This is a genomic window from Pseudomonas leptonychotis, assembly GCF_004920405.1.
Lineage (GTDB): Bacteria > Pseudomonadota > Gammaproteobacteria > Pseudomonadales > Pseudomonadaceae > Aquipseudomonas > Aquipseudomonas leptonychotis.
The window spans coordinates 464736-488337 of record NZ_RFLV01000003.1; the positions used below are offsets into that span (position 1 = coordinate 464736).

Sequence of the window (23602 nt, forward strand, 5' to 3'; positions counted from 1 at the left end):
CACCAACTCCTCGAACCTTATGGGCCTCAGCGCAGCATGCCGCTGCCGTAGCCCTTCAGGTTAGCTTTCTTCATCAGGGATTCGTACTGGTGCGAAACGAGGTGCGATTGTACTTGCGACATAAAGTCCATCACAACCACTACCACGATCAGCAGCGAAGTCCCGCCAAGATAGAACGGTACGTTGGCAGCCACCACCAGAAACTGGGGCAACAAGCATACGGCCGTCATGTACAGAGCACCGAACATGGTCAAGCGAGTCAACACGCCATCGATATAGCGCGCCGATTGCTCACCGGGACGGATACCCGGAATAAAGGCACCGGACTTTTTAAGGTTTTCCGCTACGTCTTTCGGGTTGAACATCAGCGCTGTATAGAAGAAGCAGAAGAACACAATCCCTGCACTAAACAGCAAAATGTTCAACGGCTGACCAGGAGCGATAGCCTGTGAAATATCCTGCAGCCAGCCCATACCCTCGGACTGACCAAACCAGGCACCCAGCGAAGCCGGGAATAACAGAAGGCTGCTGGCAAAAATAGCCGGGATAACCCCCGCCATGTTCACCTTCAACGGCAAGTGGCTGGTTTGCGCAGCGAAGACCTTACGGCCCTGCTGACGCTTGGCGTAGTGCACCGCAATGCGACGCTGACCACGCTCAATGAACACCACGAAACCGATAATCGCTACTGCCAGCAAACCGATGGCAATCAGGGCAAAGATATTGATGTCACCCTGACGCGCAGACTCGAAAGACTGCCCTATTGCCGACGGCAGACCGGCCACGATGCCTGCAAAAATCAGCATCGAGATACCGTTGCCAACACCGCGCTCAGTGATTTGCTCGCCCAACCACATCATAAACATCGCGCCCGCCACAAACGTGGTGACCGCAACGAAGTGGAAGCCGAAATCGACCGAAAACGCTACGCCCTGACTGGCCAGGCCGACGGACATGCCGACTGCTTGAACAATTGCCAGGACGAGGGTGCCGTAGCGGGTGTACTGGCTAATCTTGCGACGGCCAGCCTCACCTTCCTTCTTCAACTGCTCCAGCTGCGGGCTGACAGCGGTCATGAGCTGCATGATGATCGACGCCGAAATATACGGCATGATCCCCAACGCAAAAATGCTCATTCGCTCCAGCGCGCCGCCGGAAAACATGTTGAACAAGCTAAGAATGGTCCCCTCATTCTGTCGAAACAGGTCCGCCAGCCGGTCCGGATTGATGCCTGGAACGGGAATGTGTGCACCTATCCGATAGACGATGATCGCCATTAACAGAAAGCGCAAACGAGCCCAGAGTTCGGACAACCCGCCATTGCTGAGCGCTGAGAGAGCACCTTGCTTAGCCATTTATTCCTCGAACTTACCGCCAGCTGCTTCGATAGCCGCGCGCGCACCTTTGGTGGCGGCGATACCTTTAAGGGTGACTGCCTGAGTAACTTCACCGGACAGCATGACTTTCACACGCCGTACATGTTGGTTGATCAGGTTGGCATCCTTCAGCGACTGAAGAGTAACAATGCCGCCTTCGATTTTATTCAGCTCGGACGTACGCACTTGTGCGCGGTCCATAGCCTTCAAAGAAACGAAGCCGAACTTAGGCAGACGGCGGTGCAGAGGCTGCTGGCCGCCTTCAAAACCCGGAGCAATGGTGCCACCGGAGCGGGAGGTTTGACCTTTGTGGCCGCGGCCACCAGTCTTACCCAAACCGCTACCGATACCACGGCCCGGACGGTGCTTCTCGCGACGGGAACCCGGCGCAGGACTCAAATCGTTCAGGTACATGTGTTAACCCTCGACTCGCAGCATGTAGTAAGCCTTGTTGATCATCCCGCGATTCTCGGGAGTATCAAGTACTTCTACGGTGTGACCAATGCGACGCAGCCCCAGACCCTTAACGCAGAGTTTATGGTTGGGGATACGGCCGGTCATGCTTTTGATCAGCGTGACTTTTACGGTATTAGCCATGATTAGAGAATCTCCTCGACGCTCTTGCCACGCTTGGCCGCAATAGAACCCGGCGACTGCATAGCTTTCAAACCTTTGAATGTGGCGTATACCACGTTCACTTGGTTAGTCGAGCCGTAGCATTTAGCCAGAACGTTTTGCACGCCAGCCACTTCCAGAACGGCACGCATAGCGCCACCGGCGATGATGCCGGTACCTTCAGAAGCAGGCTGCATGTACACCTTAGAAGCGCCATGATTGGACTTAATGGCGTACTGCAGGGTGGTACCGTTCAGGTCTACCTGGATCATGTTGCGACGAGCAGCTTCCATCGCTTTCTGGATAGCAGCAGGCACTTCACGGGACTTGCCACGGCCGAAACCGACGCGACCCTTACCATCACCCACCACGGTCAACGCGGTGAAAGTGAAGATACGGCCACCCTTAACGGTTTTGGCAACGCGGTTAACCTGTACCAGCTTCTCGATGTAGCCTTCGTCGCGCTTTTGGTCGTTATTTGACATAACTTAGAACTCCAGCCCGCCTTCACGAGCAGCATCAGCCAGCGCCTGAACGCGGCCGTGGTACTTGAAGCCAGAACGGTCGAATGCAACCTGAGTTACACCAGCGGCTTTCGCACGCTCGGCAACCAGCTCGCCAACTTTCTTGGCCGCGTCGACGTTGCCAGTGGCGCCGTCACGCAGTGCTTTGTCCAAGGTAGAGGCGCTGGCCAAAACCTTGCTGCCGTCGGCCGAAATGACCTGGGCATAGATGTGCTGCGAAGAGCGATACACGCAGAGACGCACGGCTTCGAGCTCGTGCATTTTCAGGCGTGCTTTGCGAGCGCGACGCAGTCGAGTAACTTTTTTGTCGGTCATTTGCTATGCCCTACTTCTTCTTGGCTTCTTTACGGCGGACGACTTCGTCAGCGTAACGAACACCTTTGCCCTTATAAGGTTCAGGACGACGGAAGTCACGAATCTCCGCAGCGACCTGACCAACCAGTTGCTTGTCGACACCCTTGATCAGGATCTCGGTCTGGTTCGGGGTTTCAGCAACCACACCGTCCGGCAACTCATAGTCGATCGGATGGGAGTAGCCGAGAGCGAGGTTCAGCACCTGACCTTTGGCTTGCGCTTTGTAACCAACGCCGACCAGCTGTAGCTTGCGCTCAAAGCCAGCACTAACACCGATCACCATGTTATTGACCAGAGCACGAGTAGTGCCGGCCATGGCGCGAGTCTGCTGATCACCATTGCGAGCAGCGAAACGCAACTCACCGGCTTCATGCAGAACTTCAACGGACGAGTGAACATTCAGTTCGAGAGTACCCTTGGCACCCTTTACCGAAAGCTGTTGGCCGGCGAGTTTGACCTCAACACCAGCGGGCAGCGTAACGGGGTTCTTAGCAACGCGAGACATGCTTATTCCCCCCTTAGAACACTGTGCAAAGCACTTCGCCGCCGACACCGGCAGCGCGCGCAGCGCGGTCCGTCATCACACCTTTATTGGTGGAGACGATGGAAACCCCGAGACCGCCACGAACTTTCGGCAGATCATCAGAGGATTTATATTGGCGAAGGCCTGGACGGCTTACGCGCTTAACTTCTTCGATAACCGGACGGCCTTCGAAGTACTTCAGCTCGATGGACAGCTGTGGCTTAACTTCACCACTGATCTGATAACCCGCAATATAACCTTCGTCTTTCAAAACTTTGGCTACAGCCACCTTCAACGTGGAAGACGGCATGCTTACGACGGACTTTTCAGCCATCTGGGCATTACGGATACGAGTTAGCATGTCCGCTAACGGGTCCTGCATACTCATGGGCTAGACGCTCCTGATACAAAAAGAATTAGCCTTGCGGCTACAGTCGCTGAGAATTCTGGAAATGTACAACCCAGGCTCAGGCGAGCCGAGCATTCTAGAGACTGATCAAAAATGAATCAAGCCCCAAAGGGGCTTGATTCACAGATAAGACAAAGCCGGCACTAGGCCGGCTTTGTTTTTTACCAGCTGGCTTTAACCAGACCGGGTACATCACCACGCATTGCAGCTTCACGCAGCTTGATACGCGACAGACCGAACTTGCGATAAACGCCGTGCGGACGACCGGTAATGCGGCAGCGATTACGCAGGCGCGAAGCGCTGGCGTCACGCGGCTGCTTCTGCAGCGCTACTTGTGCTTCCCAACGCGCTTCCGGACTGGCGTTCAGATCGGCGATGGTAGCTTTCAGCTCGGCACGCTTCTTAGCGTACTTGGCTACCGTTTGCTGACGCTTCAGCTCGCGGTTTTTCATGCTGGTTTTGGCCATGATCGGACTCCAATCAGTTACGGAACGGGAATTTGAACGCACGCAACAAGGCGCGACCTTCATCATCCGAACGGGCGGTGGTGGTCAAAGTAATATCCAGACCACGCAGAGCATCGATCTTGTCGTAGTCGATTTCCGGGAAAATGATCTGCTCTTTAACGCCCATGCTGTAGTTGCCACGACCATCGAAGGACTTGGCATTCAGGCCGCGGAAGTCACGCACGCGCGGCAGGGAGATAGACAGCAGACGATCCAAGAACTCGTACATACGCTCGCGGCGCAGAGTTACTTTAACGCCAATCGGCCAGCCCTCACGAACTTTGAAACCTGCAATCGACTTGCGGGCATAAGTCACGATGACTTTCTGACCGGTAATCTTTTCCAGGTCGGCAACAGCGTGCTCGATGATTTTCTTGTCACCGATTGCTTCGCCCAGGCCCATATTCAGGGTGATCTTGGTGATGCGCGGAACTTCCATCACGTTACCGAGCTTAAGTTCTTCCTTAAGCTTCGGCGCGATTTCTTTCCGGTAAATCTCTTTTAGTCGTGCCATGGTCTTCTACCTAGCAGTGTTCAAGCATCAACCGCTTTTTGGGTCGACTTGAAGACACGAATTTTCTTACCGTCTTCAACTTTGAAACCAACGCGATCAGCCTTGTTAGTTTCGCCATTGAAGATGGCCACGTTAGAAGCGTGCAGAGGCGCTTCTTTCTCGACGATACCGCCCTGAACGCCCGACATCGGGTTCGGCTTGGTATGGCGCTTAACCAGGTTAAGCCCACCGACAACCAAACGGTCGTCAGCGAGAACCTTAAGCACCTTGCCACGCTTACCTTTGTCTTTACCGGCGATCACGATGATCTCGTCGTCACGACGAATCTTTTGCATGTCGGATCTCCTTAGAGCACTTCAGGGGCGAGCGAGACGATCTTCATGAACTTCTCAGTACGAAGTTCACGAGTCACTGGCCCAAAAATACGAGTGCCAATTGGCTCTTGCTTGTTGTTCAGCAGAACAGCAGCGTTGCCATCAAAGCGAATGATCGAGCCATCAGGGCGACGAACGCCGTGACGCGTGCGGACTACAACAGCAGTCATCACTTGGCCTTTCTTCACTTTACCGCGCGGAATTGCTTCCTTAACGGTTACTTTGATGATGTCGCCGATGCCAGCATAACGACGGTGAGAACCGCCCAGCACCTTGATACACATAACGCGACGAGCACCGCTGTTGTCAGCGACGTCGAGCATGGATTGAGTCTGAATCATATAATTTCTCCGACCCTTAGCCCTTAGACGTCCACTGCGCGTTCGAGGATCTCAACCAGCGCCCAAGACTTGGTCTTGGCTACGGGACGGGTTTCACGAATGGAAACTTTGTCGCCGATCTTGCTCTGGTTGGTTTCGTCGTGTGCGTGCAGCTTGGTCGAACGCTTGACATATTTGCCGTAGATCGGGTGCTTAACACGGCGCTCGATCAATACGGTGATGGTCTTGTCCATCTTGTCGCTGACGACACGGCCGGTCAGCGTACGGACGGTTTTTTCGGCTTCAGCCATGATCACTTACCTGCCTGCTGGTTGAGCACAGTTTTCACACGAGCGATATCGCGCTTAACTTGCGAGAGCAGGTGAGACTGCCCCAACTGGCCAGTTGCTTTCTGCATACGCAGATTGAACTGGTCGCGCAGCAGGCCGAGCAGTTGCTCGTTCAGCTGCTGTGCTGATTTTTCACGAAGTTCATTCGCCTTCATCACATCACCGTCCGCTTAACAAAAGTGGTGGCGAGCGGCAGCTTTGCAGCAGCCAGGGCAAAAGCCTCACGCGCCAACTCTTCGGAAACGCCTTCGATCTCGTACAGGACTTTGCCTGGCTGGATCTGGGCTACCCAATACTCAACGCTACCCTTACCTTTACCCATCCGCACTTCGAGAGGCTTCTTGGTAACCGGCTTATCCGGGAAAACGCGAATCCAGATTTTCCCGCCACGCTTAACGTGACGAGTCAGAGCACGACGAGCGGACTCAATCTGACGGGCGGTGAGACGACCGCGGGCAACAGACTTCAAGGCGAATTCGCCGAAGCTGACTTTGCTACCGCGCTGAGCCAGACCACGGTTGTGGCCGGTCATCTGCTTACGGAACTTCGTACGCTTTGGTTGCAACATTTGGCGTACCCCTTACTTAGCAGCTTTTTTACGAGGCGCAGGTGCTTGCGGTTTCAGTTCTTCTTTAAGGCCACCAATTACTTCGCCTTTGAAGATCCAAACCTTGACACCGATCACACCATAAGTGGTGTGCGCTTCGTACGTGGCATAGTCGATATCGGCACGCAGGGTGTGCAACGGCACACGACCTTCGCGATACCATTCGGTACGTGCGATTTCCGCACCACCAAGACGACCGCTCACTTGGATTTTGATGCCCTTGGCACCAATACGCATGGCGTTCTGTACAGCGCGCTTCATAGCGCGACGGAACATCACACGACGCTCCAGCTGCTGAGCTACGCTCTGCGCAACCAGCATACCGTCGAGCTCCGGCTTGCGGATCTCTTCGATATTGATGTGCACAGGCACACCCATTTGCTTGGTCAGGTCCTGACGCAGTTTCTCAACATCTTCACCTTTCTTACCGATAACGATACCGGGACGAGCAGTGTGGATGGTGATACGTGCAGTTTGAGCCGGGCGAGCAATGTCGATACGGCTTACGGACGCGCTTTTTAATTTGTCTTGGAGATACTCGCGCACCTTCAGATCAGCGAACAAATAGTCCGCATAAGTCCGACCGCTGGCGTACCAGACGGAGGTGTGCTCCTTGACGATTCCCAGGCGAATGCCAATGGGATGTACTTTCTGACCCATCTGATCGACTCCGTTACTTGTCCGCAACCTTGACAGTGATATGGCAAGACCGCTTGACGATGCGATCAGCGCGGCCTTTGGCACGCGGCATGATTCGCTTCAGCGAACGCCCTTCGTTGACGAAAACAGTGCTGACCTTCAGGTCATCAACGTCTGCGCCTTCGTTGTGCTCGGCGTTGGCTACAGCCGACTCCAGCACTTTCTTGATGATTTCCGCGGCTTTCTTACTGCTAAAAGCCAGCAGGTTGAGCGCTTCGCCCACCTTCTTCCCGCGGATCTGGTCGGCGACCAAGCGGGCTTTCTGGGCGGAGATTCGAGCGCCCGACAACTTAGCGGCTACTTCCATTTCCTAACCCCTTAACGCTTGGCTTTCTTGTCAGCCACGTGCCCACGATAGGTACGAGTGCCGGCAAATTCGCCCAGTTTGTGACCGACCATGTCTTCGTTCACAAGAACTGGGACATGTTGACGACCGTTATGTACAGCGATGGTCAAACCGACCATTTGTGGCAGGATCATCGAACGGCGCGACCAGGTTTTCACTGGCTTGCGATCATTCTTTTCCACCGCCACTTCAATCTTCTTCAGTAGGTGAAGATCGATAAAAGGACCTTTTTTCAGAGAACGTGGCACTGTCGTATCCCTCTATTTACTTGCGACGACGGACGATCATGTTGTCGGTGCGTTTGTTACCACGAGTCTTCGCGCCCTTAGTCGGGAAGCCCCATGGAGACACCGGATGACGACCACCAGAGGTACGACCTTCACCACCACCGTGTGGGTGGTCAACCGGGTTCATGGCAACACCACGAACGGTTGGGCGAACGCCACGCCAGCGCTTGGCACCAGCTTTACCCAGCGAACGCAGGCTGTGCTCGGAGTTCGAGACTTCACCCAGGGTCGCACGGCACTCGGCCAGTACTTTACGCATTTCACCGGAACGCAGACGCAGGGTCACGTAGACACCTTCACGCGCAATCAACTGAGCCGAAGCGCCAGCGGAACGAGCGATCTGAGCACCTTTACCCGGCTTCAGTTCGATACCGTGAACAGTGCTACCAACTGGAATGTTGCGCAGTTGCAGACTGTTGCCCGGCTTGATCGGAGCCATGATGCCAGCGATTAGCTGGTCGCCAGCACTCACGCCTTTAGGGGCGATTATGTAGCGACGCTCACCGTCTGCGTACAACATCAAAGCGATGTGCGCGGTACGGTTTGGATCGTATTCAATACGCTCAACAGTGGCTGGAATGCCATCTTTGTCGTTGCGACGGAAATCGACCAAGCGATAATGCTGCTTGTGGCCACCACCGATATGACGGGTGGTGATACGACCATTGTTGTTACGACCGCCAGTCTTCGACTTCTTCTCAAGCAGCGGAGCGTAAGGAGCGCCTTTATGCAGCTCCTGATTGACCACCTTGACCACAAAACGGCGGCCAGGGGAAGTCGGTTTGCATTTAACGATTGCCATGATGCACCCCTTCCTTACTCAGCACTGCTGGCGAAATCGAGATCTTGGCCTGGCTGAAGCGAGATGATCGCTTTCTTCCAGTCGTTACGCTTGCCCAGGCCGCGAGCATTGCGCTTGGTCTTACCGAGAACATTCACGGTATTGACAGCAGCAACATTCACACTGAACAGGCTTTCGACGGCCTTCTTGATTTCCAGCTTGGTTGCATCAATTGCAACCTTGAAAACGAATTGGCTTTTTTTATCAGCCAGAAGTGTTGCCTTCTCGGAGATGTGCGGGCCAAGCAGCACTTTAAATACGCGTTCCTGGTTCATCCCAGCAGCTCCTCGAATTTCTTCACGGCAGATACGGTGACCAACACCTTCTCATACGCGATCAGACTGACCGGATCGGAACCCTGCACGTCACGAACATCAACGTGTGGCAGGTTACGGGCAGCCAGGTACAGATTCTCATCGACCGAATCAGACACGATCAGAACGTCGGTCAGACCCATGCCATTCAACTTGTTCAGCAGGTCTTTAGTCTTCGGCGCGTCAACGTTGAAGTCTTCAACCACAACCAGACGATCAGTACGCACCAGCTCAGCAAGAATCGAGCGGATAGCCGCGCGATACATCTTCTTGTTCAGCTTCTGCGAGTGATCTTGTGGGCGAGCTGCGAAAGTCACACCACCGCCACGCCAGATTGGACCACGAGTGGTACCAGCACGAGCACGACCAGTGCCTTTCTGACGCCACGGACGCTTACCGCCACCGGATACATCAGAACGAGTCTTTTGCTGCTTGCTGCCCTGACGACCGCCGGCCATGTAGGCCACAACAGCTTGGTGAACCAGGGTCTCGTTGTATGCGCCGCCAAAAGTGGCTTCGGATACTTCGATCGCTTGAGCGCCATTTACATTTAATTGCATGTCAGCTTCCCCTTAACCGCGAGCCTTGGCTGCCGGACGGACAACCAGGTTGCCGCCAGTAGCGCCAGGAACAGCACCCTTGACCAGCAACAGATTGCGTTCAGCATCGACCCGCACCACTTCCAGGGACTGCACGGTCACGCGCTCAGCGCCCATATGACCGGACATTTTTTTGCCCTTGAATACGCGACCCGGAGTCTGGCACTGGCCAATGGAACCCGGAACACGGTGGGACACGGAGTTACCGTGAGTGTTGTCTTGGCCGCGGAAGTTCCAACGCTTGATGGTACCGGCAAAGCCTTTACCCTTGGACTGACCAGTGACATCCACCAGTTGACCAGCTTGGAATATTTCAGCGTTGATCAGATCGCCTGCCTGGTACTCGCCTTCTTCAAGACGGAACTCCATAACAGTACGACCCGCCGCGACATTCGCCTTAGCGAAGTGACCGGCTTGCGCCTTGGTCACACGGGAAGCACGACGCTCGCCGACAGTGACTTGCACTGCACGATAGCCATCGGACTCTTCAGTTTTAAACTGGGTGACGCGATTCGGTTCGATCTCAATGACCGTAACCGGAATGGAGACACCTTCTTCGGTGAAAATACGGGTCATCCCGCACTTACGACCGACTACACCAATAGTCATGTTGTAACCTCATGAGTGTACGGGGCTTTCACCCGCTATGGCCGCCCATTTCAGAGCGTTACACGACTAAAACCTAAGCGGTCTTAGCCGAGGCTGATCTGCACTTCCACACCGGCCGCAAGATCAAGCTTCATCAGCGCGTCAACGGTTTTATCCGTTGGCTGGACGATGTCCAGAACACGCTTATGAGTACGGATCTCGAACTGATCGCGCGCGTCTTTGTTGACGTGCGGTGAAGTCAGTACGGTGAACCGCTCTTTGCGGGTAGGCAGAGGAATAGGACCACGCACCTGAGCACCAGTACGTTTCGCGGTTTCCACGATTTCCTGGGTTGATTGATCGATCAGGCGATGGTCAAAAGCCTTCAACCGAATACGGATTTGTTGGTTTTGCATTTTGACCTCAGATTCCAAGCTGCTATTCCCAACGGACGCAATACGCCCGTTAAAAGGAGGCGTGATTCTATAGACGCCCCTAGCAGGTGTCAACCCAATAAAAAAAGCCCCCGCAAGCGGAGGCTTTTTCTTAAATCATCACTTACGCGATGATTTTGGCTACGACGCCAGCGCCGACGGTACGACCGCCTTCACGAATAGCGAAACGCAGGCCTTCTTCCATTGCGATGGTCTTGATCAGGGTAACAGTCATTTGAATGTTATCACCTGGCATTACCATCTCAACGCCTTCTGGCAGCTCGCAGTTACCGGTTACGTCAGTTGTACGGAAGTAGAACTGAGGACGGTAGCCTTTGAAGAACGGAGTGTGACGACCGCCTTCTTCTTTGCTCAACACATACACTTCTGCAGTGAAGGTGGTGTGCGGCTTAACCGAACCCGGCTTAACCAGAACCTGACCACGCTCTACGTCGTCACGCTTGGTGCCACGCAGCAGAACGCCACAGTTCTCACCAGCACGACCTTCGTCGAGAAGCTTGCGGAACATTTCAACACCGGTGCAAGTAGTCTTAACGGTGTCACGCAGACCAACAATTTCCAGCTCTTCCTGGATCTTGATGATGCCGCGCTCGATACGACCAGTAACAACAGTACCGCGACCGGAGATCGAGAACACGTCTTCGATTGGCATCAGGAACGGCTTGTCGATTGCGCGCACTGGATCTGGAATGTAGGTATCCAGAGTCTCAACGAGCTTACGAACGGCAGTGGTGCCCATTTCGTTGTCGTCTTGACCGTTCAGCGCCATCAGAGCAGAACCGATGATGATCGGCGTATCGTCGCCTGGGAAATCGTAAGTGCTGAGCAGGTCACGCACTTCCATTTCAACCAGCTCCAACAGCTCAGCGTCGTCAACCATGTCAGCCTTGTTCAGGAAGACCACGATGTACGGAACACCTACCTGACGGGACAGCAGGATGTGCTCGCGAGTCTGCGGCATCGGGCCGTCAGCAGCCGAACAAACCAGGATAGCGCCGTCCATCTGCGCAGCACCGGTGATCATGTTCTTCACATAGTCAGCGTGACCTGGGCAGTCAACGTGCGCGTAGTGACGAATCGAAGAGTTGTACTCAACGTGCGCGGTGTTGATGGTGATACCACGGGCCTTCTCTTCCGGAGCGCTGTCGATCTTGTCGAAAGCAACTACGGCGCTACCGAATACTTCGGAGCAAACGCGAGTCAGAGCGGCGGTCAGCGTGGTTTTACCATGGTCAACGTGACCGATGGTGCCAACGTTGACGTGTGGTTTGCTACGTTCAAATTTTTCTTTAGCCACGACAATTAACTCCTTGCCTAAAGGGCTGAATCAGCCTTGTTTTTTGGTTACAGATTCGACGATGTGCGACGGAGCTGTATTGTATTTTTTGAATTCCATAGAGTAGCTTGCGCGACCCTGGGACATGGAGCGGACGTCGGTTGCATAACCGAACATCTCACCCAGCGGAACTTCGGCGCGAATCACTTTGCCGGAGACCGTGTCTTCCATACCCAAAATCATGCCGCGACGGCGGTTAAGGTCGCCCATCACGTCACCCATATAGTCTTCCGGGGTAACAACTTCCACTGCCATGATCGGCTCAAGCAACTCACCACCACCCTTCTGGGCCAGTTGCTTGGTTGCCATGGAGGCAGCCACCTTAAACGCCATCTCGTTGGAGTCGACGTCATGGTAAGAGCCGTCGAACACGGTAGCCTTCAGGCCGATTAGCGGATAACCGGCAACAACGCCGTTCTTCATCTGCTCTTCGATACCTTTCTGGATAGCCGGGATGTATTCCTTAGGAATCACACCACCAACAACTTCGTTCACAAATTGCAGACCTTCCTGACCTTCGTCAGCAGGTGCAAAGCGAATCCAGCAATGACCAAACTGGCCACGACCACCGGACTGACGAACGAACTTGCCTTCGATTTCGCAGTTCTTCGTGATGCGCTCACGATAGGAAACCTGAGGCTTACCAATGTTGGCTTCGACGTTGAACTCACGGCGCATCCGGTCAACCAGGATGTCCAGGTGCAGCTCGCCCATGCCAGAGATGATCGTCTGACCCGTCTCTTCATCAGTTTTGACGCGGAAAGATGGATCTTCCTGAGCAAGCTTGCCCAGAGCGATACCCATTTTTTCCTGGTCATCCTTGGTCTTAGGCTCTACGGCAACCGAAATAACCGGCTCCGGGAAGTCCATGCGAACCAGGATAATTGGCTTGTCAGCGTTGCACAAAGTTTCACCAGTGGTGACGTCCTTCATGCCGATCAAGGCCGCGATGTCACCAGCGCGTACTTCCTTGATTTCTTCACGGGCGTTAGCGTGCATTTGCACCATACGACCCACGCGCTCTTTCTTGCCTTTAACCGAGTTGATCACGCCGTCACCGGAGTTCAACACGCCCGAGTAAACACGGACGAAGGTCAAAGTACCCACGAATGGGTCGGTTGCGATCTTGAACGCCAGAGCCGAGAACGGCTCGCTGTCGTCCGCATGACGCTCCAGCTCGATTTCCTCGTTATCCGGGTCAGTACCCTTGATAGCAGGAATATCGGTTGGTGCAGGCAGGAAGTCGATAACGGCGTCGAGAACCAGGGGCACACCCTTGTTCTTGAACGAAGAACCGCAAACAGCCAGAACGATCTCACCAGCAACGGTGCGCTGACGCAGAGCTGCTTTGATTTCCTCGTTGGTGAGCTCTTCACCCTCAAGGTATTTGTTCATCAGCTCTTCGTTGGCTTCGGCCGCAGCCTCAACCATGTTGCCGCGCCACTTCTCGGCTTCTTCCAACAGCTCTGCCGGAATGTCTTTACGAACAGGAACCATGCCCTTGTCCGAGTCATTCCAGTAGACAGCTTGCATGTTGATCAGATCGATCTGACCCTGGAAGTTGTCTTCAGCACCAATGGCCAACTGAATCGGCACCGGAGTGTGACCCAGACGCTGTTTGATTTGAGCAACTACACGCAGGAAGTCAGCGCCAGCACGGTCCATCTTGTTGACGTAAACAAGACGCGGAACGCCGTACTTGTTGGCCTGACGCCATACGGTTTCCGACTGAGGTTCAACGCCCGAGGTACCGCAGAACACAACGACCGCACCATCGAGTACGCGCAAGGAGCGCTCAACTTCAATGGTGAAGTCAACGTGCCCAGGGGTATCGATTACGTTGAAGCGATGCTCGTCTTTGTATTGCTTCTCAGAACCTTTCCAGAAGGCGGTGATAGCAGCGGAAGTGATGGTAATACCACGCTCCTGCTCCTGCACCATCCAGTCTGTGGTCGCGGCGCCGTCATGCACCTCGCCCATTTTGTGACTTTTGCCCGTGTAAAAAAGGACGCGCTCAGTGGTGGTGGTTTTACCAGCATCCACGTGAGCCACGATACCAATGTTACGGTAGCGGCTAATCGGGGTAATACGAGCCATAAAGCCCTCGCAAGTTGAGTGACGCTAGAATTAGAAGCGGTAGTGCGAGAAGGCCTTGTTGGCTTCGGCCATGCGGTGCACGTCTTCACGCTTCTTAACTGCAGCACCTTTGCCTTCAGCGGCATCCATCAGCTCACCAGCTAAACGCAGAGCCATAGATTTCTCGCCACGCTTACGGGCGAAATCTACCAGCCAGCGCATGGCAAGAGCGTTACGACGGGACGGACGAACTTCGACCGGAACCTGGTAAGTAGCACCGCCTACACGGCGCGACTTCACTTCGACCAGCGGAGCGATGGCGTCGAGAGCTTTCTCGAAGATTTCCAGGGGATCGGTGTTCTTACGCTCTTTAACCTTATCCAGGGCGCCATAAACGATACGCTCGGCAACGGCTTTCTTGCCGCTCTCCATTACGTGGTTCATGAACTTGGCCAGGATTTGGCTACCGTATTTTGGATCGTCAAGCACTTCGCGCTTGGCTGCTACACGACGTCTTGGCATTTGATAAGCCCTCAAACGGTCTTCAGGTTAGCTCGGGATCGCATTGGCGCCCGACCTTACTCTTATCGACTCAGAAAAATAGAAACTTGCAATTCAATACACGGCGCCGATTACTTCGGACGCTTGGTACCGTACTTCGAACGACCCTGCTTACGGTCTTTAACGCCGGAGGTATCCAGCGAACCGCGCACGGTGTGGTAACGAACACCTGGCAAGTCTTTTACACGACCGCCACGAATCAGTACGACGCTGTGCTCTTGCAGGTTGTGGCCTTCACCGCCGATGTACGAGGAAACCTCGAAACCGTTGGTCAGACGCACACGGCATACTTTACGCAGTGCCGAGTTAGGTTTTTTCGGCGTAGTGGTATACACGCGAGTGCACACACCACGACGCTGCGGGCAGTTCTGCAGCGCAGGCACGTCGGATTTCTCGACGATACGCTTACGCGGCTGACGTACCAGCTGGTTAATAGTTGCCATCTTAAGCTCCACTGTTGTCTTGCGACGCTATTGCCCTACAAACAAAATGGCAGAGCACGTGCCCTGCCAAATTTAGGGGTGCATGAGTCTAATGAGACTCACTGCCCCAGTCAAGACAAAGCCCCGCCACCGAAGTAGCAGGGCCTTGCACTTAATTACCGCTGGAGTTCAGCGCTTCGGTCAGTGCGGCTTCCACTTCACTGGCGCTAACCCGTACTGGTTTGTCGGCGTCACGCTTGCGCTTGCGCTCAGCGTGATAAGCCAAACCGGTACCGGCCGGGATCAGACGACCCACAACCACGTTTTCCTTCAGGCCACGCAAGTAGTCGCGCTTGCCAGTAACCGCAGCCTCGGTAAGAACGCGAGTGGTTTCCTGGAAAGAGGCCGCCGAAATAAACGACTCGGTCGACAGCGATGCCTTGGTGATACCCAGCAACACGCGGGTGTACTTGGCAATGAACTTGTCGTCTGCTGCCAGACGCTCGTTTGCACCCAGTACCGCGGTCAGCTCCATCTGGTCGCCCTTGATGAAGGTGGAATCGCCCGACTCAGCCACTTCAACCTTGCGCAACATCTGACGCAGGATGGTTTCGATGTGCTTGTCGTTGATCTTCACGCCTTGCAGGCGGTACACGTCCTGAATCTCGTTGACGATGTACTTGGCCAGCGCGCTAACACCCAGCAAACGCAGGATATCGTGCGGATCGCTTGGACCATCGGAGATCACTTCACCCTTGTTAACCTGTTCACCTTCGAACACGTTCAGGTGACGCCACTTCGGAATCAGCTCTTCGTACGGATCGCTACCATCGTTCGGCGTAATAACCAGGCGGCGCTTGCCCTTGGTCTCTTTACCGAAGGCGATGGTGCCGCTGATTTCAGCCAAAATCGAGGCTTCTTTCGGACGACGTGCTTCGAACAAGTCAGCAACACGCGGCAGACCACCGGTGATGTCACGGGTCTTGGAGGTCTCTTGCGGGATACGAGCGATTACATCACCCACGCCCACCTGAGCACCGTTCGCCACACCTACCAGGGCGTTAGCTGGCAGGAAGTACTGAGCCGGTACGTCAGTACCTGGCAACAATAGATCCTTACCATCTTCACCCACCATCTTCACGGCAGGACGGATGTCTTTGCCGGCAGCCGGACGATCTTTCGGATCGAGGACTTCGATGTTGGTCAAACCGGTCAATTCGTCGGTCTGACGCTTGATGGTGATGCCTTCCTCCATGCCCACGTAGGTCACGGTACCTTTCATTTCGGTAACGATCGGGTGGGTGTGCGGGTCCCACTTGGCGACGATGGCGCCAGCGTCGACCTTGTCACCTTCCTTCACGGAGATAACAGCACCGTACGGCAACTTGTAGCGCTCGCGCTCACGACCGAACTCGTCAGCAATCGCCAGCTCACCGGAGCGGGAAACCGCTACCAGGTTGCCGTCGAGACGCTCAACGTGCTTGAGGTTGTGCAGACGAATCGCACCGCCGTTCTTCACCTGTACGCTGTCAGCAGCCGAGGTCCGGCTAGCCGCACCACCGATGTGGAACGTACGCATGGTCAGCTGGGTACCCGGCTCACCGATCGACTGAGCAGCGATAACACCGACCGCTTCACCGATGTTGATCTGGTGACCACGAGCCAGGTCGCGACCGTAGCACTTGGCGCAGATACCGTAACGCGTTTCGCAGCTGATTGGCGAACGCACGATCACTTCGTCGATGCTGTTCAGCTCAATGAATTCAACCCACTGCTCGTCAACCAGCGTACCGGCAGGCACGATGACTTCGTCAGTACCCGGCTTGAATACGTCTTTGGCGATTACACGACCCAGAACGCGCTCACCCAGCGGCTCAACTACGTCACCGCCTTCAATGTGCGGCGTCATCAGCAAGCCATGCTCGGTGCCGCAATCGATCGCGGTCACCACCAGATCCTGCGCCACGTCAACCAGACGACGGGTCAGGTAACCGGAGTTAGCTGTTTTCAACGCGGTATCCGCAAGACCCTTACGAGCACCGTGCGTCGAGATGAAGTACTGCAGAACCGACAGACCTTCGCGGAAGTTCGCGGTGATCGGCGTTTCGATGATCGAGCCGTCTGGCTTGGCCATCAGACCACGCATACCGGCGAGCTGACGGATCTGCGCAGCAGAACCCCGCGCACCGGAGTCGGCCATCATGTACATCGAGTTGAACGATTCTTGCTCGACTTCGTTGCCGTCACGGTCAATGACCTTCTCTTTCGAGAGGTTGGCCATCATCGCCTTGGACACTTCGTCGTTGGCCTTGGACCAAAGGTCGATCACTTTGTTGTACTTCTCGCCCTGGGTTACCAGGCCGGAGGCGTACTGCGATTCGATCTCTTTAACTTCCTCGGTGGCGGCGTCAATGATGCGCGCCTTCTCATCCGGGATCACAAAGTCGTTCACACCGATCGACACACCGGAGATGGTCGAGTACGCGAAACCGGTATACATCAACTGGTCAGCGAAGATCACGGTGTCTTTCAAGCCAACGGTGCGGTAGCACTGGTTGATCAGCTTGGAGATCGCCTTCTTCTTCATCGAGTGGTTGACCACGTCATACGACAGGCCATCCGGAACGATTTGGAACAGCAGTGCACGGCCAACAGTGGTGTCGACGATGCGGGTGTTCTTGGTGATGGTGCCGTCGCGATCTTTGATCACTTCGTTGATGCGCACTTTTACACGGGCATGCAGCGAGGCCTGGCCACCACGGAAAACCCGGTCAACTTCCTGCAGATCAGCGAATACACGACCTTCGCCTTTGGCGTTGATCGCTTCGCGGGTCATGTAATACAGACCCAGTACCACGTCCTGCGAAGGAACGATGATTGGCTCACCGTTAGCAGGCGACAGGATGTTGTTGGTCGACATCATCAGTGCGCGCGCTTCCAGCTGGGCTTCCAGCGTCAGCGGTACGTGCACAGCCATCTGGTCACCGTCGAAGTCGGCGTTGTACGCGGCGCAGACCAGCGGGTGCAGCTGGATGGCTTTACCTTCGATCAGAACCGGTTCAAACGCCTGGATGCCCAGACGGTGAAGGGTTGGTGCACGGTTAAGCAGCACTGGGTGTTCGCGAATCACTTCGGCGAGAACGTCCCACACCTCTGGCAGCTCACGCTCAACCATCTTCTTCGCGGCTTTGATGGTGGTGGCGAGACCACGCATTTCCAGCTTGCCGAAAATGAACGGCTTGAACAGCTCGAGGGCCATCTTCTTCGGCAGACCGCACTGGTGCAGACGCAGAGTTGGACCCACGGTAATAACGGAACGACCGGAGTAGTCCACACGCTTACCGAGCAAGTTCTGACGGAAACGACCCTGCTTACCCTTGATCATGTCAGCCAAGGACTTCAATGGACGCTTGTTCGAGCCAGTGATGGCGCGACCGCGACGGCCGTTGTCGAGCAAGGCGTCGACCGCTTCTTGCAGCATGCGCTTTTCGTTGCGCACGATGATATCCGGCGCGGACAGATCGAGCAGGCGCTTGAGGCGGTTGTTACGGTTGATTACGCGGCGATACAGATCGTTCAGATCCGAAGTCGCGAAGCGGCCACCGTCGAGCGGAACCAGTGGACGCAGATCTGGCGGCAGAACCGGCAGAACGGTCAACACCATCCACTCAGGCAGGTTGCCGGAACCCAAGAAGGCTTCCATCAACTTCAGACGCTTGGACAGCTTCTTGATCTTGGTTTCCGAGTTGGTTTGCGGAATTTCTTCGCGCAGACGGCCAATCTCGTGCTCCAGGTCAATGGCGTGCAGCAGCTCGCGAACGGCCTCAGCACCCATACGGGCGTCGAAGTCATCACCGAACTCTTCGAGGGCTTCGAAGTACTGCTCATCGTTCAGCAGCTGGCCTTTTTCAAGGGTGGTCATGCCTGGATCGATAACGACATAGCTCTCGAAATAGAGAACACGTTCGATATCACGCAGGGTCATGTCCATCAGCAAACCGATACGGCTTGGCAGTGATTTCAAGAACCAGATGTGGGCAACCGGCGAAGCCAGTTCGATGTGCGCCATGCGCTCACGACGAACCTTGGCCAGTGCAACTTCAACGCCGCACTTCTCGCAGATCACGCCGCGATGCTTCAAGCGCTTGTACTTACCGCACAGGCACTCGTAATCCTTTACCGGGCCAAAGATCTTGGCGCAGAACAGGCCGTCACGCTCAGGCTTGAACGTGCGGTAGTTGATGGTTTCCGGTTTTTTAACTTCACCGAACGACCACGAACGGATCATCTCAGGCGAAGCAAGGCCGATGCGAATGGCATCGAACTCTTCGACTTGACCCTGGTTTTTCAGCAAATTCAGTAGGTCTTTCAAGGCCTTTCCTCCCGGCGGAGCTGGCGATGGAGCAAAGCGCTCCACCGCCGATTCGCGTCACGTGTTATTCGGTTTCCAGATCGATGTCGATACCCAGCGAACGGATTTCTTTGATCAGTACGTTGAAGGACTCGGGCATGCCCGGCTCCATACGGTGATCACCGTCCACGATGTTTTTGTACATCTTGGTACGGCCGTTCACATCGTCCGACTTCACGGTCAGCATTTCCTGCAGGGTGTAGGCGGCGCCGTAAGCTTCCAATGCCCAGACCTCCATCTCCCCGAAGCGCTGACCACCGAACTGCGCCTTACCACCCAGCGGCTGCTGAGTAACCAGGCTGTAGGAACCCGTGGAACGCGCGTGCATCTTGTCGTCCACCAGGTGGTTCAGTTTCAGCATGTACATGTAGCCAACGGTGGTCGGACGCTCGAACAGGTTGCCGGTACGACCGTCAACCAACTGCATCTGACCGCTCTCTGGCAGATCTGCCAGCTTGAGCATGGCCTTGATCTCAGTTTCCTTGGCGCCATCGAACACCGGAGTCGCCATTGGCACGCCACCTTTAAGGTTGTGCGCCAACTTAAGGATTTCCTGATCGCTCAGCTCATCCAAGCTTTCCTGACGACCGCCGATCTCGTTGTAGATCTGCTGCATAAACTTACGCAGCTCGGCGACCTTGCGCTGCTCTTCGAGCATGCGGTTGATCTTCTCGCCCAGACCTTTGGCCGCGAGGCCCAGGTGGGTTTCGAGGATCTGCCCAACGTTCATACGCGACGGTACGCCCAGCGGGTTGAGAACGATGTCGACCGGAGTACCGTTGACGTCGTGCGGCATGTCTTCAACCGGCATGATCACCGAGACAACACCCTTGTTACCGTGACGACCAGCCATCTTGTCACCCGGCTGGATGCGACGACGGATAGCCAGGTAAACCTTGACGATCTTCAGCACGCCTGGAGCCAGGTCATCGCCCTGCTGCAGCTTGCGCTTCTTGTCTTCGAACTTGTCGTCGAGCAGCTGACGGCGGTCGGAAATGTAGGCCTGAGCCTTTTCCAACTGCTCGTTCAGTGCATCGTCAGCCATACGCAGCTTGAACCACTGGCCGCGCTCGAGACCGTCAAGGAACTCGTCGGTGACTTCTGCGCCCTTCTTCAGGCCAGCGCCGCCTTCGGCTTTCTTGCCAACCAGAGCGGAACGCAGACGTTCGAAGGTTGCGCCTTCAACGATACGGAACTCTTCGTTGAGATCCTTGCGGATCTCGTCGAGCTGGCTCTTCTCGATCGACAGCGCACGAGCATCACGCTCAACGCCATCACGAGTGAAGACCTGCACGTCGATAACGGTACCTTTGGTGCCAGTTGGCACACGCAGGGAGGTGTCTTTAACGTCAGACGCCTTCTCACCGAAGATCGCACGCAGCAGCTTCTCTTCTGGAGTCAGTTGGGTTTCGCCTTTTGGCGTCACTTTACCTACCAGAATGTCGCCAGGGCCGACTTCAGCGCCGACATACACGATGCCCGCCTCGTCCAGCTTGTTCAGTGCAGACTCGCCAACGTTCGGGATGTCGGAAGTGATTTCTTCCGAGCCGAGCTTGGTGTCACGCGCCACACAGGTCAGTTCCTGAATGTGGATGGTGGTGAAACGATCTTCTTGCACCACGCGCTCGGAGAGGCAGATGGAGTCTTCGAAGTTGTAACCGTTCCACGGCATGAACGCGACGCGCATGTTCTGCCCCAGAGCCAGCTCACCCATATCGGTGGACGGACCGTCGGCCAGGATGTCGCTGCGCTCAACCTTGTCACCTTTACTTACCAGCGGACGCTGGTTAATGCAGGTGTTCTGGTTGGAGCGGGTGTATTTAGTCAGGTTGTAGATGTCGACACCGGCTTCGCCAGTTTCAACTTCATCGTCATTAACCCGAACCACAACACGGCTGGCATCAACCGAATCAATCACACCGCCACGACGCGCCACGACGCAAACGCCGGAGTCGCGCGCCACGTTGCGCTCCATGCCGGTACCTACCAGCGGCTTATCAGCACGCAGAGTGGGTACAGCCTGACGCTGCATGTTCGAACCCATCAACGCGCGGTTGGCGTCGTCGTGCTCGAGGAACGGGATCAGCGAAGCGGCAACCGAAACTACCTGCTTAGGCGATACGTCCATCAGGGTGACGTCTTCAGGCGCTTTAACGGTGAATTCGTTGAGGTGACGTACGGCCACCAACTCATCAACCAGCTGACCTTTGTTGTTCATGGTCGCCGAAGCCTGGGCGATCACGTGATCGGCCTCTTCGATGGCGGACAGGAACACGATTTCGTCGGTAACCAGGGTGTCTTTCACCACACGGTACGGGCTTTCTAGGAAGCCGTACTGGTTAGTACGCGCATAGGCTGCCAACGAGTTGATCAGACCAATGTTCGGACCTTCCGGCGTTTCGATCGGGCACACACGGCCGTAATGGGTCGGGTGTACGTCGCGGACTTCGAAGCCTGCACGCTCACGGGTCAAACCGCCCGGGCCAAGAGCCGAAACACGGCGCTTGTGGGTGATTTCGGAGAGCGGGTTGTTCTGGTCCATAAACTGCGAGAGCTGGCTGGAGCCGAAGAACTCTTTAACGGCAGCCGCAACCGGCTTGGCGTTAATCAAGTCTTGCGGCATCAGGCCTTCGCTTTCAGCCATCGACAGACGCTCTTTGACCGCACGCTCTACACGTACCAGGCCAACGCGGAACTGGTTCTCGGCCATTTCGCCTACGCAGCGAACACGACGGTTACCCAGGTGGTCGATGTCATCGACGATGCCTTTACCGTTACGGATATCAACCAGGGTCTTGAGGACCGCAACGATATCTTCTTTGCTCAGCACGCCCGAACCTTCGATCTCGGTGCGACCGATACGACGGTTGAACTTCATCCGGCCTACGGCCGACAGGTCGTAACGCTCAGGACTGAAGAACAGGTTGTTGAACAGCGTCTCGGCAGCATCCTTGGTTGGCGGCTCGCCAGGACGCATCATGCGGTAGATCTCGACCAGCGCTTCCAACTGATTGGTGGTGCTGTCGATCTTCAGCGTGTCGGAGATGAACGGACCGCAATCGATGTCGTTGGTGTACAACGTTTCGATGCGCACAACCTGAGCCTTGACCACATTGGCCAGGATCTCTGGGTTCAGCTCGGTGTTGCACTCAGCGATGATTTCGCCAGTAGCCGGGTGCACGATAACCTTGGCCGAGGTGCGGCCGATCAGGTAATCGATTGGCACTTCCAGCTCTTTAATACCGGCCTTGTCGAGCTGATTGATATGGCGCGCGGTAATCCGGCGGCCTTGCTCAACAATGACCTTGCCCTTGTCGTCCAAGATATCGAGAACGGCAATCTCACCACGCAGACGCTGCGGCACCAGTTCCAGGTTGAGGGTTTCACCCTTCACATGGAATACGTTGGTCGCATAGAACGCGTCCAGCACTTCTTCAGTGCTGTAACCCAGCGCACGCAACAGCACAGAAGCTGGCAGCTTACGACGACGGTCGATACGAACGAATACGGCGTCCTTCGGATCGAACTCGAAGTCCAACCACGAGCCACGGTAAGGAATGATCCGCGCCGAATACAGCAACTTGCCCGAGCTGTGCGTCTTGCCACGGTCGTGGTCGAAGAACACACCAGGGGAACGGTGCAGCTGGGAGACGATAACGCGCTCGGTACCATTGATAACAAAGGTACCGTTCTCGGTCATGAGTGGAATTTCACCCATGTACACTTCTTGCTCTTTGATGTCCTTGATCGCTTTGTTCGACGATTCTTTGTCGAAAATGATCAGACGGACTTTTACCCGCAACGGCACGGCGTAAGTCACGCCACGCAGCGTACATTCCTTGACATCAAAAGCCGGCTCGCCCAGGCGATAACCGACATACTCCAGAGCAGCATTGCCGGAATAGCTGATAATCGGGAAAACAGACTTGAAGGCCGCATGCAGGCCAATGTCGCGGAACTGGTCCTTGGTCGCCCCTGCCTGCAGGAATTCGCGATACGAATCCAGCTGGATGGCCAGGAGATAAGGCACATCCATGACATCCGGCAACTTGCTAAAGTCCTTGCGGATACGTTTTTTCTCAGTATATGAGTAAGCCATCAGCGTTCCCCAGCTTGGTCACCTGCTTATTTGGCCCCTCCCGACGGGAGTTGCCAGAAACTCTTGCAAACCCTAAGTTTGCGCCGCCACATCGGG

The 23602-nt window shown here is 55.3% G+C and carries 28 protein-coding genes; all 28 read right to left on the bottom strand.

Translation table 11 applies throughout. From position 1 onward, the window contains the following. Positions 1 to 26: 26 nt before the first annotated feature. Positions 27 to 1355, bottom strand: a complete 1329-nt coding sequence (gene secY, locus D8779_RS16495; RefSeq protein WP_136665575.1) for a preprotein translocase subunit SecY — start codon at positions 1353 to 1355, stop codon at positions 27 to 29. Continuing rightward, positions 1356 to 1790: a 50S ribosomal protein L15 gene (rplO, locus tag D8779_RS16500; RefSeq protein WP_136665576.1), complete on the bottom strand. Its 435-nt coding sequence runs from the start codon at positions 1788 to 1790 to the stop codon at positions 1356 to 1358. Positions 1791 to 1793: 3 nt separating this feature from the next. Further along, complete coding sequence (gene rpmD / locus D8779_RS16505) at positions 1794 to 1973, bottom strand: 50S ribosomal protein L30 (RefSeq protein WP_079204534.1); 180 nt, start codon at positions 1971 to 1973, stop codon at positions 1794 to 1796. A gap of 2 nt (positions 1974 to 1975) precedes the next feature. Continuing rightward, a complete protein-coding gene (rpsE, locus tag D8779_RS16510; RefSeq protein ID WP_090243105.1) occupies positions 1976 to 2476 on the bottom strand; it encodes a 30S ribosomal protein S5 in 501 nt (166 codons plus the stop codon). 3 nt (positions 2477 to 2479) lie between these two features. Next, positions 2480 to 2830, bottom strand: a complete 351-nt coding sequence (gene rplR / locus D8779_RS16515) for a 50S ribosomal protein L18 (RefSeq protein ID WP_079204532.1) — start codon at positions 2828 to 2830, stop codon at positions 2480 to 2482. Positions 2831 to 2840: 10 nt separating this feature from the next. Next, entirely contained in the window at positions 2841 to 3374 is a 534-nt protein-coding gene (gene rplF, locus D8779_RS16520) for a 50S ribosomal protein L6 (protein WP_136665577.1), read from the bottom strand. Between the two features lie 13 nt (positions 3375 to 3387). Further along, positions 3388 to 3780, bottom strand: coding sequence for a 30S ribosomal protein S8 (gene rpsH / locus D8779_RS16525; RefSeq protein ID WP_090243103.1), 393 nt, complete (start codon positions 3778 to 3780; stop codon positions 3388 to 3390). A 182-nt stretch (positions 3781 to 3962) separates the two neighbouring features. Next, the gene (gene rpsN, locus D8779_RS16530) at positions 3963 to 4268 is read right to left on the bottom strand and encodes a 30S ribosomal protein S14 (protein ID WP_090243102.1); all 306 of its coding nucleotides are present in this window, start codon (positions 4266 to 4268) and stop codon (positions 3963 to 3965) included. Positions 4269 to 4281: 13 nt separating this feature from the next. Then, positions 4282 to 4821, bottom strand: coding sequence for a 50S ribosomal protein L5 (rplE, locus tag D8779_RS16535; RefSeq protein ID WP_090243100.1), 540 nt, complete (start codon positions 4819 to 4821; stop codon positions 4282 to 4284). Positions 4822 to 4841: 20 nt separating this feature from the next. Continuing rightward, entirely contained in the window at positions 4842 to 5156 is a 315-nt protein-coding gene (gene rplX / locus D8779_RS16540; protein WP_007896770.1) for a 50S ribosomal protein L24, read from the bottom strand. 11 nt (positions 5157 to 5167) lie between these two features. Beyond that, positions 5168 to 5536 carry a 50S ribosomal protein L14 gene (rplN, locus tag D8779_RS16545; RefSeq protein ID WP_003281831.1) on the bottom strand — a complete coding sequence of 123 codons (369 nt, stop codon included), beginning with the start codon at positions 5534 to 5536 and terminating at the stop codon, positions 5168 to 5170. Between the two features lie 23 nt (positions 5537 to 5559). Beyond that, positions 5560 to 5826: a 30S ribosomal protein S17 gene (gene rpsQ / locus D8779_RS16550; RefSeq protein ID WP_090255823.1), complete on the bottom strand. Its 267-nt coding sequence runs from the start codon at positions 5824 to 5826 to the stop codon at positions 5560 to 5562. Between the two features lie 2 nt (positions 5827 to 5828). Further along, positions 5829 to 6020, bottom strand: coding sequence for a 50S ribosomal protein L29 (gene rpmC, locus D8779_RS16555; RefSeq protein WP_002555481.1), 192 nt, complete (start codon positions 6018 to 6020; stop codon positions 5829 to 5831). Continuing rightward, complete coding sequence (gene rplP / locus D8779_RS16560; protein WP_042552939.1) at positions 6020 to 6433, bottom strand: 50S ribosomal protein L16; 414 nt, start codon at positions 6431 to 6433, stop codon at positions 6020 to 6022. Before rplP ends, rpmC begins: the two co-directional genes overlap by 1 nt. 12 nt (positions 6434 to 6445) lie before the next feature. Continuing rightward, the gene (gene rpsC, locus D8779_RS16565; protein WP_069519907.1) at positions 6446 to 7132 is read right to left on the bottom strand and encodes a 30S ribosomal protein S3; all 687 of its coding nucleotides are present in this window, start codon (positions 7130 to 7132) and stop codon (positions 6446 to 6448) included. 13 nt (positions 7133 to 7145) lie between these two features. Beyond that, positions 7146 to 7478 (bottom strand): 50S ribosomal protein L22, encoded by a 333-nt coding sequence (gene rplV, locus D8779_RS16570; protein ID WP_003210077.1) that lies wholly within the window; start codon positions 7476 to 7478, stop codon positions 7146 to 7148. An 11-nt stretch (positions 7479 to 7489) separates the two neighbouring features. Beyond that, the gene (gene rpsS / locus D8779_RS16575) at positions 7490 to 7765 is read right to left on the bottom strand and encodes a 30S ribosomal protein S19 (RefSeq protein ID WP_010486981.1); all 276 of its coding nucleotides are present in this window, start codon (positions 7763 to 7765) and stop codon (positions 7490 to 7492) included. Positions 7766 to 7781: 16 nt separating this feature from the next. Further along, a complete protein-coding gene (gene rplB, locus D8779_RS16580) occupies positions 7782 to 8606 on the bottom strand; it encodes a 50S ribosomal protein L2 (protein WP_136665578.1) in 825 nt (274 codons plus the stop codon). A 14-nt stretch (positions 8607 to 8620) separates the two neighbouring features. Beyond that, positions 8621 to 8920 (bottom strand): 50S ribosomal protein L23, encoded by a 300-nt coding sequence (gene rplW, locus D8779_RS16585; protein WP_136665579.1) that lies wholly within the window; start codon positions 8918 to 8920, stop codon positions 8621 to 8623. Then, positions 8917 to 9519 carry a 50S ribosomal protein L4 gene (rplD, locus tag D8779_RS16590; protein WP_136665580.1) on the bottom strand — a complete coding sequence of 201 codons (603 nt, stop codon included), beginning with the start codon at positions 9517 to 9519 and terminating at the stop codon, positions 8917 to 8919. Before rplD ends, rplW begins: the two co-directional genes overlap by 4 nt. A gap of 12 nt (positions 9520 to 9531) precedes the next feature. Next, the gene (rplC, locus tag D8779_RS16595) at positions 9532 to 10167 is read right to left on the bottom strand and encodes a 50S ribosomal protein L3 (protein WP_136665581.1); all 636 of its coding nucleotides are present in this window, start codon (positions 10165 to 10167) and stop codon (positions 9532 to 9534) included. An 83-nt stretch (positions 10168 to 10250) separates the two neighbouring features. Further along, entirely contained in the window at positions 10251 to 10562 is a 312-nt protein-coding gene (rpsJ, locus tag D8779_RS16600; protein WP_010486970.1) for a 30S ribosomal protein S10, read from the bottom strand. Positions 10563 to 10704: 142 nt separating this feature from the next. Beyond that, on the bottom strand, positions 10705 to 11898 hold the full coding sequence (gene tuf, locus D8779_RS16605; RefSeq protein WP_136665582.1) for an elongation factor Tu: 1194 nt from the start codon (positions 11896 to 11898) through the stop codon (positions 10705 to 10707). A gap of 30 nt (positions 11899 to 11928) precedes the next feature. Further along, positions 11929 to 14034: an elongation factor G gene (gene fusA, locus D8779_RS16610; RefSeq protein WP_136665583.1), complete on the bottom strand. Its 2106-nt coding sequence runs from the start codon at positions 14032 to 14034 to the stop codon at positions 11929 to 11931. 30 nt (positions 14035 to 14064) lie between these two features. Continuing rightward, positions 14065 to 14535, bottom strand: coding sequence for a 30S ribosomal protein S7 (gene rpsG, locus D8779_RS16615; protein ID WP_136665584.1), 471 nt, complete (start codon positions 14533 to 14535; stop codon positions 14065 to 14067). Positions 14536 to 14645: 110 nt separating this feature from the next. After that, positions 14646 to 15017 carry a 30S ribosomal protein S12 gene (gene rpsL, locus D8779_RS16620; protein ID WP_003463319.1) on the bottom strand — a complete coding sequence of 124 codons (372 nt, stop codon included), beginning with the start codon at positions 15015 to 15017 and terminating at the stop codon, positions 14646 to 14648. A 151-nt stretch (positions 15018 to 15168) separates the two neighbouring features. Then, positions 15169 to 19368, bottom strand: a complete 4200-nt coding sequence (gene rpoC, locus D8779_RS16625; protein WP_136665585.1) for a DNA-directed RNA polymerase subunit beta' — start codon at positions 19366 to 19368, stop codon at positions 15169 to 15171. A gap of 64 nt (positions 19369 to 19432) precedes the next feature. After that, a complete protein-coding gene (gene rpoB / locus D8779_RS16630; RefSeq protein WP_136665586.1) occupies positions 19433 to 23506 on the bottom strand; it encodes a DNA-directed RNA polymerase subunit beta in 4074 nt (1357 codons plus the stop codon). Between the last annotated feature and the right edge of the window lie 96 nt (positions 23507 to 23602).